Here is a 15,130-nt window from a genome sequence, read left to right as displayed (position 1 = left end):
GCGGGTGTCACTGCGGTGCCGGCGTCTGCGCCTGCCGCCGGTTGCTCGCCATCGTCTTCGCGGCGTCCAGGTGCGTCCTGAGCACCGGCAGCGTCTTCTCGGCGAAGGCGCGCAGGTCGGCATCGTTGGCGTCGCGCGCCATGTTCTCGAACAGGCGGATGTCGGCCTCGTGGTCCTGGATGCCGACGCGGTCCACATAGGCCCGGTCGAAGCCCTCGCCCGACAGGCCCTGCAGCGCCTCGATGCGCGCCTTCTTGTCGGCCGGGATCTCGGCCACCAGTTGCACCGACTTGCGCGCAGCCAGCTGGCGCAGCGCCTCGTTCGATTCGCCGTGGTGCTTCGCGAGCATCAGCGCGTAGTCCTTCACCTCGGCGCTCACGGCCTTCGAGGCGGCGAGCTTCGAGACATCGAGCTCGTAGAGGCCGGCGCCCGCGGCCAGGGTCATCAGGCTGCGGTCGGGGGCGCTCACCGCGCCGGCCTGGGCGATCTGAACGGCGGGTTCGGCCGCGAAGGCCGTGGGCACGGATGCCACGCCACCGAGCACGATGGTGCACGCGATCGCGCAGGCCCGTCCTCGGGACGAATGGCGGAGCGTCGAAATGGAATGCATGCCGGACCTCGCGATCTGCAATGGGAGGACAAGGCCATCGGAAGGCTCGCCACGGGCCGGCGATGACCACCTGGGACCACGCTGCGCCCACCATGCGACTGCGAACGTAGGAAGTCGCCCCTTGCGCGCACAAGCCCAGGCGCACACCGCCGCGCTCACCCCGCCTCGGCCGCGGCCGGGTGGCTCGATGCATGGCGCTCGAGCATCAGGTACAGCAGCACCCCGCCGCCCAGCGGCAGCAGGTAGTAGAGCGCGCGGTAGGCCAGCACCGCGCCCATCAGCGTGCCCTGCCGCACGCTGCCCGACAGCAGCGCGAGGTACACGGCCTCGAGCACGCCGAGCCCCGCGGGAATGGGCGTGAACACACCCACGATCGAGGCCGCCATCAGCACCGACAGCGTGGTCGCGTACGGCACCTTCTGCCCCAGCAGCAGGTACATCGCCGCGCCCATCAGCGCCCAGTTGCAGGCCGACAGCGAGATCTGCAGCAGCGCGAGCCGCGCCGAGGGCAACTGTACGCTGCGCCCGCGCAGGGTCCAGCGCTTGCCGCGCGCGACGCCGCAGGCGATCACGTAGCCGATCGCGAGCGCGATCATCAGCACGCCGATGGCACGGAAGGCCACCACGCCCAGGTGCGCCTGGCGCGGCGGGTCGATCGCGCCCGCGGCGAACAGGCCGCCGGCCAGCAGGCCGTAGCCCAGCCAGTTGGTCGCAAGGCTGAGGCCGACGATCTGCGCCACCGTGGCCTCGTCGAGCCCCGCGCGCGCATAGAGCCGCGCGCGCATCGCGACGCCGCCCACCAGCGAGCCGAGGTTCAGGTTGAAGGCATAGCTCGTGACCGCGATGGCCCAGGTGCGCCAGGCGGCGAGCTTGTGCCGCGTGTGCATCCGCCCCAGCAGGTCGAAGCAGCCGTAGAGCGCATGGCTGGCGGTCGAGAGCGCGAGCACGCCGAGCAGCAACCACAACGGATAGCGCTGCAGCGCATGCCAGGCGCCGGCCCAGTCGACCTTGTGCGCGTGCGAGAGCAAGAGGCCCAGCACCACGATGCCGAGCACGGGCAGTGCCCAACGCTTGCAGCGGCGCCAGAGGCCTTGGGGAACGGAGGCGGCGTCGGTGTGGTCCGCCTCGCGGGAGAGTGTGGCTGTGGCGGCGGTCTGTGGCATCGTGGACCGATCATCGGGACCGATCCGGATGCCCGACAGTCGCCGCGAGCGCTTGTGTGCGTAGTCCGGGAACGATGCCCCGGATCACGCACCGGCCTTGCCCGGCGGCAGCTTGACCTTGGTGACCGTCACCGAGACGGGGTCGCTGGCGGGAAAGGATTCCTCCACGCCGCTGTCGAGCGCATCCTCGCTCGGTGCCTCGTGGGTGGGCTTGTCGTGTTCGGGAGCGGGCTTGCCGTGCGACTCGGCGGTGGGAAACGGAAAGGGCTTGCTGGTGTCCTTGGGGTCGCGGGTATCGGTCTTCGAGGCCATGGGGTTCTCCTTCCAGAAAGAGAGAGGGAAAGCACGCGGTGCGTCTCCCATTCTGGAAAGCGGCCCGCCCCGGCGCGTAGGACAACACGCGCCGTGGGCCGTCGCCGCGAGAGCGACCGCCTCAGCGGGGAATGCGGATGAAGTCTTCCGAGGTCAGCGAGATCAGGCAGCGCGGCTCGTCGCGATAACGCTCCCGGGCCTTGGCCTCGATCGCGTCGAAGTAGGCGCGGCAGGCCTCGAGCAACTGGGGGCCGCCCTCGCGCACGCCGAATTCATCGTGCAGCGCGTCTTCCGTGATCTCCGCCAGCACGCGCTGGCCCTGCGGACCGTTCGGGTAGAACGCGAAACGCACCGTGGCGGTGTCGAAGCAATAGATTCCTTCGAAGTTCATCTCTCTTGTCTCCAGCGGGTTGCATCTTGTTTCGTCGCGCCGACTAGAGCGCTTCGCGCGGGCGCGCTCGCGAGGACGAAATCCAGTCCCGATGCAGGACTTCTCCTACAACACCAAAGGCCTCGCGACGCTGCGCCTGCGCGCATCGGCGATGTCGTCCCACGCGGGCCTCCCCCTGTCTTCGGCGAGGCTTTGGACTTCCAACCCGAGGACCTCCACGACCATGAATACCACCGCCACTTCACGCCTCGACGCCCGCATCGCCGGCGTGGTCGAGTTCCGCGCGGGCGATGGCCCGCAGATCCGCATTCCCGAAGGCGTCTGCCAGGCGCTGGTCGCGGACGACAGCGTGGTGTTGACCTGGACCGAGGACGGCAATCCGCTGACCGCCGCGATCCCGCGCATCGAGTTCGACCGCTTCGTCACCGAGGGCCAGATCGTGCTGGGCCACGCGGAAGAGGACGACGCCGACGCGCCGAAGAAGGACTAGCGAAGGACTAGCGCGCAACGGCCCGCGGGCCGGTGGTGGCTTGCTTGAAAAGGCGGGCGCGAGCGACGACGATGCGTGCCGCGCCATCCGCGCCATGCCCTGGAGTCCTTTCGCGCTTGAATCCCCTGCCCCCTTTTCCTCACGCCTGGCGCGCCCGCCTGGCCGATGCCCACTGGCAGCGCCAGACGATCGGCGAATCGGGCGCCGATGTGTTTCGCATCGAGGCCGCCGATGGCGAACTCCTGTTCCTCAAGTCCGAGCCCGTGGCGCCCCTCGCTGAACTGCCGGGCGAGATCGCGCGGCTCGCATGGCTCGCGCGCCAGGACCTGCCCGCGCCCGCAGTGCTCGACCAGGCCCTCGAACACGATCGCCATTGGCTGCTGATGAGCGCCGTGCCGGGCCGCGATCTCGCATCGGGCCCGTTCCGCCCGGCCGAGATCGTCGTGCACATGGCCGATGCGCTGCGCCTGCTGCACCGGGTGCCGGTCGCCACCTGCCCCTTCGACCATCGCCTGGCACACCGGATCGAGGACGCGCACGCGCGCGCCGTGGCCGGCCTGGTCGACGAGAGCGATTTCGACGACGAGCGCGCGGGCTGGACCGCCCTCGATCTGTTCGAGCGACTGCGCGCGACGCGGCCCGCGAACGAAGACCTCGTCGTGACCCACGGCGATGCCTGCCTGCCGAACCTGACGGCAACGGCCGACGGCTTCACGGGCTTCATCGACTGCGGCCGCGTCGGCGTGGCCGACCGCTGGCAAGACCTCGCGCTGGCCGCGCGCAGCATCGGCTTCAACCTCGGCGAGGGATGGACCGCGCCCTTCTTCGAACGCTACGGCATCGCGCCCGATGCCGAGCGCATCGCGTTCTACTGCCTGCTCGACGAGTTCTTCTGAAGGTGCGCCGAAGGTGGCGCGGGGAGAATGCGGGCATGAAATTCGATCCCCTGCCATCGCAGTGCCTCGTCGACCAATCGCTGGAGATCCGCCTGCGCGGTCTCGCACCCGGCGAGCGCGTCGTGCTACAACTGTGCAACCGCTTCGGCCACCAGGTGACGCAATCGGAGGCCTACTTCGTGGCCGACGCCAGCGGCACGGTCGATCCCGCGCGGCAGTCGCCGGTCGCGGGCAGCTACGAGCGCGCCGACGCGATGGGCCTGTTCTGGTCGCGCGCGCTGGTGCCGCCCGAGCGCGTCGGCGGCATCGCGGGCCTGCACGACGATCCGCTGACCGCCACGCTCAGCGCGGTGCGCGAGAGCGACGGCAGCGCGGTCTCGGTCTCGATCCGCCGCGTGTATGTCGGCGACGGTGTGCGTCAAAGGGAGCTCAGGGAACGCGGCCTGGTCGGCCAGTTGTTCGAACCCGCGGGCCCGGGTCCGCATCCGGCCGTGCTCGTGCTCGGCGGATCGAACGGCGGCCTGGCGTGGTCGCAGGAGATGGCCGCGCTGCTCGCCTCGCATGGCTTCGCCGCGCTCGCGCTGGCCTACTTCGCGGCCGACGGCCTGCCGCCCACGCTCGACCGCATTCCGCTCGAGTACTTCGGCACGGCGCTCGAATGGCTGGCCGAGCAGCCCGGCGTGCGGGCCGACCGCATCGGCACCGTGGGCGTGTCGCGCGGCGGCGAACTCGCGCTGCTGCTCGGCGCGCACTTTCCCGCCATCGGCTGCGTGATCGGCTATGTGCCCAGCGGCATCGTGTGGCCCGCCTATCCCGCGAGCGGCCATGGCGCATGGACGCTGGGCGGCGAGGAGATCGCCTTCGCATCGACGCTCACGCACGCGCAATGGGACGAAGCCGTCGCCCAGGGCCTCGCGCACGAGGACAGCTTCGACTGGTACCTGATCCCGCTGCGCGATCCCGCGCTGCTGGAGCGAAGCTCGATCAAGGTCGAGAAGATCAACGGCCCGGTGCTGCTGATCTCGGGCGAGGCCGATGGCCTGTGGCCTTCGACCGATCTCGCCGACTTCGCGCTGCAACGCCTGCTCGAAAAGAAATTCGCGCACCGCGCCGAGCACCTGAGCTACCCGCGCGCCGGCCATTCGATCGCCTGGCCGAACGCGCCGACCACCATGACGCGCTCGGTCCATGCGATATCCGGCGAAACGATGGACATGGGCGGCACGCCCGAGGGCAATGCGCGGGCGCGCAGCGATTCGTGGCCGCGCATGCTCGCCTTCTTGCGTGATGCGCTGCAGCGCTGAAACCGCCCCCGGATTTCCGTCGCTCTACCACGATTTTTTGGACGGAACCGCGGGGTGGCGCAGTCTTTTTTGCACGGTCGGGAGCCCCTGCCTATTCAACAGGCAATGTGGTGGGAAGCCCCGCCAATCCTCGCTTCGCCCATCCGCTCCCCGCACAACCCACAGAGTTGTCCACAGAAAAATCGAACAAGTCATCAAACCGACTTGGTCGCGACATATCCCTTGAACATTTCCCGCAGGCGGGTCTTGAGCAACTTTCCGGTGGCCGTATGCGGCAGGCTGTCGACGAAGACCACGTCCTCGGGCAGCCACCACTTGACAACGCGCTGCGCGAGGAAATCGCGCAACTGCGAAGCGGTCACTTCGCTGCCGGGCCGCTTCACCACGACGAGCAGTGGCCGCTCGGTCCACTTCGGATGCGGGATACCGATGACCGCGGCCTCGGCCACCGCCGGATGGGCGCTGGCCGCGTTCTCGAGGTCGATCGAGGAGATCCATTCGCCGCCCGACTTGATCACGTCCTTCGCGCGGTCGACCAGCTGCACATAGCCATCGGCATCGATGGTGGCCACGTCGCCGGTCGGGAAGAAGCCCTCGGCATCGAGCACGCTGCCGCCCTCGCCGCGGAAGTAGCCGCTCGCGATCCAGGGCCCGCGCACATGCAGGTGGCCGAAGGCCTTGCCGTCGTGCGGCAGGCGCCGGCCGTCCTCGCCGACGATCTTGAGCGCCACGCCCCAGACGCCGCGGCCCTGCTTCATCTTGATGCCGATCCTCTCGTCCTCGCTCAAGGCCGCATGCTTGGGCAACAGGTTGCCGATCACGCCGATCGGGCTGGTCTCCGTCATGCCCCAGCCCTGCACGAAGTCGGCGCCGAAGTCGCGTTCGAAGCGCTCGATCATGCTGCGCGGCGTGGCGGCGCCGCCGAGGCCGATGCGCTTGAGGCCCAGCGCGCGCGGATCGAGTTCGGGATGGGCATCGAAGTACTGGAACAGCATCAGCCACACCGTGGGCACGGCCTGCGAGATGCTGACCTTCTCGTCGCGCATCAGCTCGTAGAGGTTCTGCGCGTCGAGGTGCGGGCCGGGCATCACCAGCTTGACGCCGGCCATCGCCGCCGCGTACGGCATGCCCCAGGCATTGGCATGGAACATCGGCACCGCGAGCAGCAAGGTCATGCCCGAGTTCACGCCGAAGGTGTCGGGCGTGCACTCCATCAGCGAGTGCAGCACGGTCGAGCGGTGCGAATAGAGCACGCCCTTGGGATTTCCCGTGGTGCCCGAGGTGTAGCACAGCGACGAGGCCGTGCGCTCGTCGAACATGGGCCAGTCGTAGTCCTCGCTCTGCGCATCGATCAGCTCGTCGAAGCACAGCAGGTTCGGCACGTCGATGGCCGGCATGTGGGCGCGGTCGGTCATCGCGATGAAGGCGCGCACCGAGCGCAGGCCCGGCGCGAGCTTCTCGACCAGCGGCGCGAAGCTGGTGTCGAAGAACAGCACCTTGTCTTCGGCATGGTTCACGATGTAGTCGATCTGCTCGGGAAAGAGCCGCGGGTTGACGGTGTGCAGCACCGCGCCCGCGCCCGACACGCCGAAGTACAGCGCCAGGTGCCGGTGCGTGTTCCAGGCCAGCGTGCCCACGCGGTCGCCGGGGGCGATGCCGAGCTGCGCCATCGCGTGGGCCACCTGCTTCGCGCGCCGGTGCACCGCGTCGTAGTCGGTGCGCACGATCGGTCCCTCGACGCTGCGCACCACGATCTCGGTGTGCGGGTGGAAGGTGGCGGCATGCTCGATCAGCGACGAGATCAAGAGCGGGCGGTCCTGCATCAATCCGAACATGGGGTCGTCTCCTGTGCTGGGGGCCGCCGCATCGTGGCAGCAGCGCGCCGGGGCGGCATCGTCGGAACGGACGATTGAGGGCGCGCGGCGGGAACGGAATCTGCGTGATGATGCGAAACCACCGGATGCCCGCCCCATGTCCATGCTCATCGCCCAGATCTCCGACCCGCACGTGCGCCCCGCCGGCGTGCTCTACCAGGGCGTGGTCGATTCCAACCGCATGCTCGAGGAGGCCATCGCCCACCTGCATGCGCTCGATCGCCGGCCCGACCTGGTGCTGCTGACCGGCGACCTGGTCGACGAGGGCCGGCCCGAGGAATACGCGCAGGCGCGCCGGCTGCTGGCCGCGCTCGAAGTGCCGCTGCTCGTGATGCCCGGCAACCACGACCACCGCGAGCACTTCCGCGCGGCCTTCGCCGACCACGGCTACCTGCCGGCCACGGGCGCGCTGCACTACTGCATCGACGACCACCCGGTGCGCATCGTCGCGCTCGACGTCTGCGTGCCCGGCCTGCACCATGGGCTGGCCGACGCGGAGGGCCTCGCCTGGCTGCAGCGCACGCTGGAGGCCGACCGCACCAGGCCCACGCTGCTGATGCTGCACCACCCGCCGTTCATGAGCGGCATTCCGTACATGGATGCCTACCGCTGCATCGACACCGAGCCGCTCGAAGCCGTGGTGCGCGCGGCCGGCAACGTGGAGCGCGTGCTGTGCGGCCACGTGCACCGCGGCATGCTGCGGCGCTGGGCCGGCACCGTGGTGTGCAGCGCGCCGAGCACCACCACCGAGATCGCGCTGCGGCTCGCGAGCGACGCGGCACCGGCCTCCTACCTGGGCCGGCCCGGCTGCCTGCTGCACCTGTGGGACGAGGCGCACGGCATGGTGAGCCACCTGAGCCACATCGGGCCGATGCAGGGGCCCTACCCCTTTGCCTGACATGCGGATGCCGACCATCGCGGGACTGCGTGCCTCGATCCTCTGCGCGGCCGCCTGGCTGGCCTGCGCCGCGCCGGCCTTCGCCAACGGCAGCCTGTCCTGCGCAGGACGGCCCTATGCGGTGGAGGTGCAGTTCAGCCTGTCGACCGGCGAACTGACCGGGCTGATCGTCGCGCGCGAGCAGCACGGCGATCTTTCATCCGAACGATTCACGCCACGGCGCCGGTCCATCGACTACGCGCGCCACACCGTGCAGGCGAGCGGCACCAGCGTCGACCGGCCGTCTCGCACCGCAACGCTGCGCATCGCCCAGGCCCGCGGCACGCTGACCCTCGCGGGCCGCCGCTACCGCCTGCGCTGCGACTGGAACGGCCTGGGCTGAAGCGGCCCGCGTTCAGAGCCGCTCGACGATCGTCACGTTCGCCATGCCGCCACCCTCGCACATGGTCTGCAGCCCGTAGCGCTTGCCGCGCTGGCCCAGCGCATGCACCAGCGTCGTCATGAGCTTCGTGCCCGAGGCGCCCAGCGGATGGCCGAGCGCGATGGCGCCGCCGTGGACGTTGAGCCGTTCGGGATCGGCGCCCGTCACCTGCAGCCAGGCCAGCGGCACCGGCGCGAAGGCCTCGTTGACCTCGAACAGGTCGATGTCGGAGATCTTCATGCCGGCCTTCTGCAGCGCGCGCTGCGTGGCCGGGATCGGTGCCTCGAGCATGATCACCGGGTCGTGGCCCATCACGCTCATGTGGTGGATGCGCGCGAGCGGCTTCAGGCCGAAGGTCTTGAGGCCGCGCTCGTTGACCACCATCACGCCGCTGGCGCCGTCGCAGATCTGGCTCGCGGTCGCGGCCGTCACGCGCCCGCCCTCGGCGATCAGCTTGACCGCGCCGATGCTCTCGAGCGTCGCGTCGCCACGGATGCCCTCGTCGGCCAGGTGCATCTCGCCGGGCTCGCTGCCATCGGCCAGCCGCACCGCCACCGGCACGATCTCGCGCTCGAAATGGCCGGCGCGCGTGGCCGCGGCCGCGAGCTGGTGGCTGCGCAGCGCATAGGCATCGAGCTCGGCGCGCGCGATGCCATAGTTGGCGGCGATCATCTCGGCACCCGTGAACTGGCTGAACTCGACGCCGGGGTAGCGCTTCTGCATGCCGGGGCTGACGTAGAAGCCCAGCCCGTTCTTCAGCGGCAAGGTGGTCGGCAGGCCCATGGGCACGCGCGTCATGCTCTCGACGCCGGCCGCGATCGCCACGTCCATGCTGCCCGACATCACGGCCTGGGCCGCGAAGTGCAGCGCCTGCTGCGAGGAGCCGCACTGGCGGTCGACCGAGGTGGCCGGCACCGACTCGGGCAGGCGCGAGGCCAGCACCGCGTTGCGCGCGATGTTCGAGGACTGCTCGCCGGCCTGGCCGACGCAGCCCATGATGACGTCCTCGATGGCGGCGGGATCGACGTCGGTGCGCGCGACCAGCGCGTCGAGCACCTGCGCGGCGAGGTCGGCGGGATGCCAGCCGGCCAGGCGGCCGTTGCGGCGGCCTCCAGCGGTGCGGGCGGCGGCGACGATGTAGGCTTCGGGCATGGGTTCTCCTGGGACTTGGTGTGACTCGGGGAATTGTTGGCCCCCAGGATACGGCGGGCGTCGTCGGATCGGACGATTTTGGGCGCGGCTCAGCGATGCCGGAACACCGGCTCGCGCTGATCGAGAAAGGCCCGCATGCCCTCGCGCGCATCCTCGGTCGCGAAGCGCGCATGCAGCTGCCGGCGCTCGAACAGGATGCCCTCGGACAGCGAGGACTCCCAGGCGCGGTTGACCGACTCCTTGATCGCGACCAGCGCCGGCAGCGAGAAGCCGGCGATGCGCGCGGCCAGCGCCAGCGACTCGTCCATCAGCGAGGCGGAAGGCACGACGCGCGACACCAGCCCGTAGCGGTCGGCCTCGTGCGCATCGAGCACGCGCGCGCCCAGGCACATCTCCATCGCCTTGGCCTTGCCGATGGCGCGCGGCAGCCGCTGCGTGCCGCCCGCGCCCGGCAGCATCGCGAGCCTGACCTCGGGCAGCGCGAAGCGTGCCGACTCGGCCGCCAGCACGATGTCGCAGGCCAGCGCGAGCTCGCAGCCGCCGCCATAGGCGAAGCCGGCCACCGCGGCGATCACGGGCTTGCGCACGCGGCGGATGGTTTCCCAGTTGCGCGTGATGAACTCCTGCGCGACCACCTCGGCATGGTCCCATTCGGCCATGGCCGCGATGTCGGCGCCGGCCGCGAAGGCACGCTCGTCGCCCGTCAGCACGATGGCCCCGATGCCGGCATCGGCATCGAAGGCCAGCAGCGCGGCGCCGAGCGCGTCCATCAGCGCGTCGTTCAGCGCGTTCATCTGCCGCGGGCGGTTCAGCGTCACGACGCCGACGCGGCCCTCGGTGCGCACGAGGATCGGTGCTTCCAGCTGCATGCGGGCCGGCTCCCGTTCAGTCGACCACGATCTTCTGCCGGGCGATCAGCGCGGACAGCACCGCGCCCTCCTCGGCCAGCAGCTTGCGGAACTCGGGCGTGTCCATCGCCACCGGCTCCGCGCCCAGGTCGGCATAGCGCGACTTCAGCGCGGGCTGCGCGAGCGCCTTGCCGATCTCGCGGCTCATGCGCGCCAGCACCTCGGGCGGCGTGCCGTTGGGCGCCCACATGCCGAACCAGATGTCGAGGTCGGCGCCCGGGAAGCCCTGCTCGCCGATGGTCGGCACCTCGGGGAAGAACGGCGAGCGCTTGGCGCTCACGATGCCCAGCAGCTTGGCCTTGCCGGTGCGGATGTGCGGGAAGGCGATGCCCGGGTCGCAGACGAAGTCGGCCTGGCCCGAGAGCACGTCCTGCAGCGCGGGCGCGGCGCCGCGGTACGGCACGTGGGTGGCCGAGACCTCGGTGGCCTGCTTGAACAGCTCGCAGGCCAGGTGCGGCGGCGTGCCGGTGCCGGCCGAGGCGTACGAGAAGGTGCCGGGTTTGGCGCGCGCCAGCGCGACCAGCTCGCGCGCGTCCTTCGCGTTCATCTGCGGCTTGGCCACCAGGTACATCTGGGTGCGGCCCACGGTCGCCACCGGCGACAGGTCGCGCGAGGGCAGCAGGGTCGACTTGAACAGCGACGGGTTCGCGGTCTCGACCGAGGTCGGCGCGATCAGGAAGGTGTGGCCGTCGGGCGCGGCGCGCACCACTTCGGCGGCCGAGATGTTGCCGCTGGCGCCGGGCTTGTTGTCGATCAGCACGGTCTGGCCCAGCGACTCGGTCAGCGACTGCGCGAGGATGCGCGCCATCACGTCGGTGCTGCCGCCGGGCGCGAAGCCCACGACCACGCGGATCGGCTTGGTGGGCCAGGCCGCGGGCGACTGCGCGGAGGCGGCGCCCGCGAGCGCGAGGCAGCCGAGCGCGACGAAGGCCCGGCGCAGGCGCGCCGGGGCCAGGAACGAAATAGCCATGTCTTGTCTCCGTTGTGTTTTGGGGGGTGCTGTCGTTCTCGGGTCCCGCGGCGGGCTCAGCCCGCCGTGCCCGCCTCGTTCGCCTCTTCCGCGCGCAACAGCTCGCGCAGTTTGAATTTCTGGATCTTTCCCGAGGGCGTCGAGGGCATGGTCTCGCGCAGCACCAGCCGCTCGGGGATGTACTGCAGCGCCACCTTCTGCGCCTTGAGGAAGTCCGAGATCGACGGCAGGTCGACCTGGCAGCCGGGCCGCGGCACCACCACCGCGCAGGCGCGTTCGCCCAGGCGCTCGTCGGGATAGGCCACGATGGCGGCCATCGCGATGCCGGGGTGGCGGTAGAGCAGCGACTCGATCTCGACCACCGGGATGTTCTCGCCGCCGCGGATGATCACGTCCTTGGTGCGGCCCGCGATGCGCACATAGCCGCGCTCGTCGATGCGCGCGAGGTCGCCGGTGTCGAACCAGTCGTCGGCATCGGTGCCGTTGAGCTGCGGGCGCTTCAGGTAGCCGCCGAAGTTGGAGCAGGCGCGCAGCAGCAGCCGGCCCACCTCGCCCGCGGGCAGGCGCCGGCCGTCGACGTCGACCACCTGGATCTCCACGCCGGGCAGCGGGCAGCCGTCGGTCTGGATCGAGCGCTCGTCGTCGTCGTCCAGCCGTGTCAGCGTGACCGCGCCGTTCTCGCTCATGCCCCAGGCCGAGACGATCTTGGCGCCGAGCGCGCGCCGCGCCTGCTCGACCAGCGCGCCCGGAATCGGCGCGCCCGCGCAGAGAAAGACCTCGAGCGATGGCACCTCGGTGCCGGTCTCGGCCACCGTCTTCGCGAGGTCCGAGAGGAAGGGCGTGGAAGCCATCGTGAAGCTCGCGCGCTCGGCGTTGATCGCGGCGATGGCCTGCTTCGGGTCCCAGATGTCCTGCAGCACGGCCGAGGCACCGAGCATGATCGGCATCATCAGCCCATACATGAAGCCGGTCTGGTGCGCCATCGGCGAGGCCATCAGCACCATGTCGTCCGCGCCCAGGCCCAGGCGCTGCGCATAGGGCACGATGTTGGCCATGGTGGTGTTGGCCGAGTGCATCACGCCCTTGGGCTCGCCGGTGGTGCCCGAGGTGTAGATCAGCTGCGTGATGTCGTCGGGCCCGGGCCGGCCGCGCGAGAGGATCGCGGCGGCATCGGGCGCGTCTTCCCAGGCCGGTCCCGAGAGCAGGGCGTCGAAGCTGTCCGGCCCCGCGCCGCCCACGATCACCACCTGCCGCAGCGCGGGCAGCTCGGGCTGCAGGCCCGTGACCATGGCCTCGAAGTCGAAGCCGCGGAAGCGCGCCGGCGCGATCATCACCTTGGCCGCGCCGTGCTTCAGCATGAACGAGAGCTCGCGCTCGCGGAAGATGTGCATCAGCGGATTGATCACCGCGCCGATGCGCGAGCAGGCCAGGTAGGTCAGCGTGAACTGCCACCAGTTGGGCAGCTGGCAGGCCACCACGTCGTCGCGCCCCACGCCCAGGCGCGACAGGCCCACCGCGATGCGGTCGGCCATGCGGCCGAGCTCGCGGTAGCTGAAGCGCTGGATGGAACCGTCCTCGATGCGCATCGCGCTCAGCGCCAACTTGTCGGGCGTGGCCGCGATGCAGGCATCGAGCGCGTCGTTGATGGTGCGGTCGTGCCACAGGCCCTCGGCGATCATGCGCGCGCGGCGCGGCGGCAGCAGTACGGCGTCGAATTCCATGATGTCGTGTCTCCTCGTTGTCGTGCGAAACCGGGGCAAGACCAGGCTCAGGCCGGCACGGCCGAGCGCCCGGCGCGCGTGCGCGCCACGATGGTCTTCATGATCTGGGCCGTGCCGTCGCCGATCTGGAAGCCCAGCACGTCGCGCAGCCGCTGCTCCATCGGCCCGCGGTCGTAGCCGCCATGGCCGAACATCAGCAGGCACTGGTGGATCGCGTCGTAGGCCAGCTTCGGCGCCCACCACTTGCACATGGCGGCCTCGGCCGTGTGCGGCGCGCCACGGTCCTTGAGCCACAGCGTCTGCAGGCACAGCAGGCGCGCGGCCTCGACCTGGGTGTCGAAGTCGGCGAGCGGATGCGACACGCCCTGGAAGGCCGACAGCGGCTTGCCGAAGGCCTCGCGCTGTGCCACGTAGTCCCAGGTCTCCTCGAGCGCCACGCGCGCCACCGCCAGCACCTGCAGGCCGATCAGCGCGCGCGAGAAGTCGAAGCCCTGCATCACCTGCACGAAGCCCTTGTTCTCGTCGCCCAGGCGGTGGTCGAGCGGCACGCGCACGTTCTCGAAGAACAGCGAGCCGCGGCCGATGGCGCGCTGGCCGTGGCAGTCGAAGCGGTTGCGCGTGAGGCCGGGCGCATCGGCGGGCACCAGCAGCGCGGTCACGCCGTGCGCGGCCGATTCCACCGAGCCGGTGCGGCCGAACACCACCACCGCGTCGGCCTGGTCGGCCGCCGAGATCGAGGTCTTCTCGCCATTGATCACGTAGTGGTCGCCCGCGCGCTCCACGCGCAGCCGCAGGTTGGCCGCGTCCGAGCCGCCGCGCGGCTCGGTCAGCGCGATCGCGAACAGCGCCTCGCCGCGCGTGAGCTTCTGGAGCCACGGCCCTGCCACCTCGGGGCGGCCGTGCTCGGCCAGGATCTGGCCATTGAGCGAGGCCAGCAGGTTGATGTAGCTCAGGCTCAGGTCGGCGCGCGCGATCTCCTCGTGGATCACGCCGGCAGCGAGGCAGCCCATGCCCTGGCCGCCATGTTCCTCGGCGAGCTCGGGCGCGATGAAGCCCAGCTCGCCCATCTCGCGCATCAGCGTGCGGTCGAGCACGCGCGCGGCGTCGCGCTCGAGGAAGCCCGGCGCCACGCGGCCGGTGGCGAAGCGGCGCGCATGCTCGGCCAGCGCGGCGAGGTCGTCGTCGATGTAGGGGTTCATCGCGGTGCTCTTCGCTGCGCGGCTATTTCGCGTACTTGCGGAACTCGGGCTTGCGCCGTTCCTGCAGCGCCTTCACGCCCTCGCGCGACTCCTCGGTGTCGTAGTAGAGCTTGAGCGCGTACATGCCCATGCCCGCGATGCCGGCCTGGTGCGCGGTGTCGGCATTGAAGCTGCGCTTGGCGATCGCGATCGCCGTGGGGCTGCGCTCGCAGATCTCCTCGGCCCACCTCTGCACCTCGGCGTCGAGCTGCTCGTGCGGCACCACCGCGTTGGCCAGGCCCATTGCCACGGCCTCGGCGCCGCTGTAGCGGCGGTTCAAGTACCAGATCTCGCGCGCCTTCTTCTCGCCGACCACGCGCGCCAGGAAGGCGGTGCCGTAGCCCGGGTCGACCGAGCCCATCTTCGGGCCGACCTGGCCGAAGACGGCCTTCTCGGAGGCGATGGTGAGGTCGCAGATGGTGCACAGCACGTTGCCGCCGCCGATGGCGAAGCCCTGCACGCGCGCGATCACCGGCTTGGGCACGTTGCGGATCGCGTCGTGCAGCTCCTCCATCGGCAGGCCGATGGTGCCGCGGCCGTCGTAGTTGCCGTCGTGCGCCGACTGGTCGCCGCCGGTGCAGAAGGCCTTCTCGCCGGCACCGGCCAGCACGATCGCGCCGACCTCGCGGTCGTAGCCCGCGCGGTTGAGCGCGCGGATGATCTCGTCGCAGGTCTGGCCGCGGAAGGCATTCATCTTCTCGGGCCGGTTGATGGTGATCCACGCCACGCGGTTGCGCACGTCGTAGAGGATGTCTTCGAACTGCATGTGTTGCTCCTTGGGA

The 15,130-nt window shown here is 70.4% G+C and carries 16 protein-coding genes; 5 read left to right on the top strand and 11 right to left on the bottom strand.

The features are described from left to right. Window positions 1–7 precede the first annotated feature (7 nt). The 4 genes from R0232_RS11130 to R0232_RS11115 all read right to left on the bottom strand — a co-directional run bounded on the left by R0232_RS11130 (window position 8) and on the right by R0232_RS11115 (window position 2,476). Complete coding sequence (locus R0232_RS11130; RefSeq protein ID WP_431512135.1) at window positions 8–610, bottom strand: DUF4142 domain-containing protein; 603 nt, start codon at window positions 608–610, stop codon at window positions 8–10. A gap of 155 nt (window positions 611–765) precedes the next feature. Further along, the gene (locus tag R0232_RS11125) at window positions 766–1,773 is read right to left on the bottom strand and encodes a lysylphosphatidylglycerol synthase domain-containing protein (protein WP_431512134.1); all 1,008 of its coding nucleotides are present in this window, start codon (window positions 1,771–1,773) and stop codon (window positions 766–768) included. A gap of 84 nt (window positions 1,774–1,857) precedes the next feature. Continuing rightward, the gene (locus R0232_RS11120) at window positions 1,858–2,085 is read right to left on the bottom strand and encodes a hypothetical protein (protein WP_093343276.1); all 228 of its coding nucleotides are present in this window, start codon (window positions 2,083–2,085) and stop codon (window positions 1,858–1,860) included. A 121-nt stretch (window positions 2,086–2,206) separates the two neighbouring features. Continuing rightward, window positions 2,207–2,476, bottom strand: coding sequence for a hypothetical protein (locus tag R0232_RS11115; protein WP_093343278.1), 270 nt, complete (start codon window positions 2,474–2,476; stop codon window positions 2,207–2,209). A gap of 223 nt (window positions 2,477–2,699) precedes the next feature. Here R0232_RS11115 and R0232_RS11110 point away from each other — a divergent pair, with 223 nt between their 5' ends. The 3 genes from R0232_RS11110 (at window position 2,700) to R0232_RS11100 (ending at window position 5,166) form a co-directional block, all read left to right on the top strand. Continuing rightward, window positions 2,700–2,966 carry a hypothetical protein gene (locus R0232_RS11110; protein ID WP_093343280.1) on the top strand — a complete coding sequence of 89 codons (267 nt, stop codon included), beginning with the start codon at window positions 2,700–2,702 and terminating at the stop codon, window positions 2,964–2,966. A gap of 116 nt (window positions 2,967–3,082) precedes the next feature. Beyond that, on the top strand, window positions 3,083–3,862 hold the full coding sequence (locus R0232_RS11105; RefSeq protein WP_431512133.1) for an APH(3')-II family aminoglycoside O-phosphotransferase: 780 nt from the start codon (window positions 3,083–3,085) through the stop codon (window positions 3,860–3,862). 35 nt (window positions 3,863–3,897) lie between these two features. Next, on the top strand, window positions 3,898–5,166 hold the full coding sequence (locus tag R0232_RS11100) for an acyl-CoA thioesterase/bile acid-CoA:amino acid N-acyltransferase family protein (RefSeq protein WP_431512132.1): 1,269 nt from the start codon (window positions 3,898–3,900) through the stop codon (window positions 5,164–5,166). A 194-nt stretch (window positions 5,167–5,360) separates the two neighbouring features. Here R0232_RS11100 and R0232_RS11095 read toward each other — a convergent pair whose 3' ends face one another. Further along, window positions 5,361–7,001 carry a long-chain-fatty-acid--CoA ligase gene (locus tag R0232_RS11095; RefSeq protein ID WP_431512131.1) on the bottom strand — a complete coding sequence of 547 codons (1,641 nt, stop codon included), beginning with the start codon at window positions 6,999–7,001 and terminating at the stop codon, window positions 5,361–5,363. Window positions 7,002–7,137: 136 nt separating this feature from the next. Here R0232_RS11095 and R0232_RS11090 point away from each other — a divergent pair, with 136 nt between their 5' ends. Continuing rightward, window positions 7,138–7,938: a phosphodiesterase gene (locus R0232_RS11090; RefSeq protein ID WP_431512130.1), complete on the top strand. Its 801-nt coding sequence runs from the start codon at window positions 7,138–7,140 to the stop codon at window positions 7,936–7,938. Window position 7,939: 1 nt separating this feature from the next. Further along, on the top strand, window positions 7,940–8,320 hold the full coding sequence (locus R0232_RS11085) for a hypothetical protein (protein WP_431512129.1): 381 nt from the start codon (window positions 7,940–7,942) through the stop codon (window positions 8,318–8,320). Window positions 8,321–8,332: 12 nt separating this feature from the next. Here R0232_RS11085 and R0232_RS11080 read toward each other — a convergent pair whose 3' ends face one another. The 6 genes from R0232_RS11080 to badI form a co-directional block, all read right to left on the bottom strand. After that, on the bottom strand, window positions 8,333–9,511 hold the full coding sequence (locus tag R0232_RS11080) for an acetyl-CoA C-acetyltransferase (protein WP_208508608.1): 1,179 nt from the start codon (window positions 9,509–9,511) through the stop codon (window positions 8,333–8,335). Between the two features lie 89 nt (window positions 9,512–9,600). Further along, window positions 9,601–10,380 (bottom strand): enoyl-CoA hydratase-related protein, encoded by a 780-nt coding sequence (locus tag R0232_RS11075; RefSeq protein WP_431512128.1) that lies wholly within the window; start codon window positions 10,378–10,380, stop codon window positions 9,601–9,603. A 16-nt stretch (window positions 10,381–10,396) separates the two neighbouring features. Beyond that, window positions 10,397–11,389: a Bug family tripartite tricarboxylate transporter substrate binding protein gene (locus tag R0232_RS11070; protein WP_431512127.1), complete on the bottom strand. Its 993-nt coding sequence runs from the start codon at window positions 11,387–11,389 to the stop codon at window positions 10,397–10,399. Window positions 11,390–11,445: 56 nt separating this feature from the next. After that, window positions 11,446–13,110 (bottom strand): cyclohexanecarboxylate-CoA ligase, encoded by a 1,665-nt coding sequence (gene aliA / locus R0232_RS11065; protein WP_431512126.1) that lies wholly within the window; start codon window positions 13,108–13,110, stop codon window positions 11,446–11,448. A 47-nt stretch (window positions 13,111–13,157) separates the two neighbouring features. After that, complete coding sequence (gene aliB, locus R0232_RS11060) at window positions 13,158–14,309, bottom strand: cyclohexanecarboxyl-CoA dehydrogenase (RefSeq protein ID WP_431512125.1); 1,152 nt, start codon at window positions 14,307–14,309, stop codon at window positions 13,158–13,160. A gap of 22 nt (window positions 14,310–14,331) precedes the next feature. Next, window positions 14,332–15,114, bottom strand: a complete 783-nt coding sequence (gene badI, locus R0232_RS11055) for a 2-ketocyclohexanecarboxyl-CoA hydrolase (RefSeq protein ID WP_422097655.1) — start codon at window positions 15,112–15,114, stop codon at window positions 14,332–14,334. Window positions 15,115–15,130: the final 16 nt, after the last annotated feature.

Origin of the sequence: Variovorax sp. DAIF25 (assembly GCF_050711835.1) — a bacterium.
Lineage (GTDB): Bacteria > Pseudomonadota > Gammaproteobacteria > Burkholderiales > Burkholderiaceae_C > Variovorax.
The sequence above is the reverse complement of the archived record's forward strand: the minus strand, read 5'-3'. Positions and strand labels throughout refer to the sequence as shown.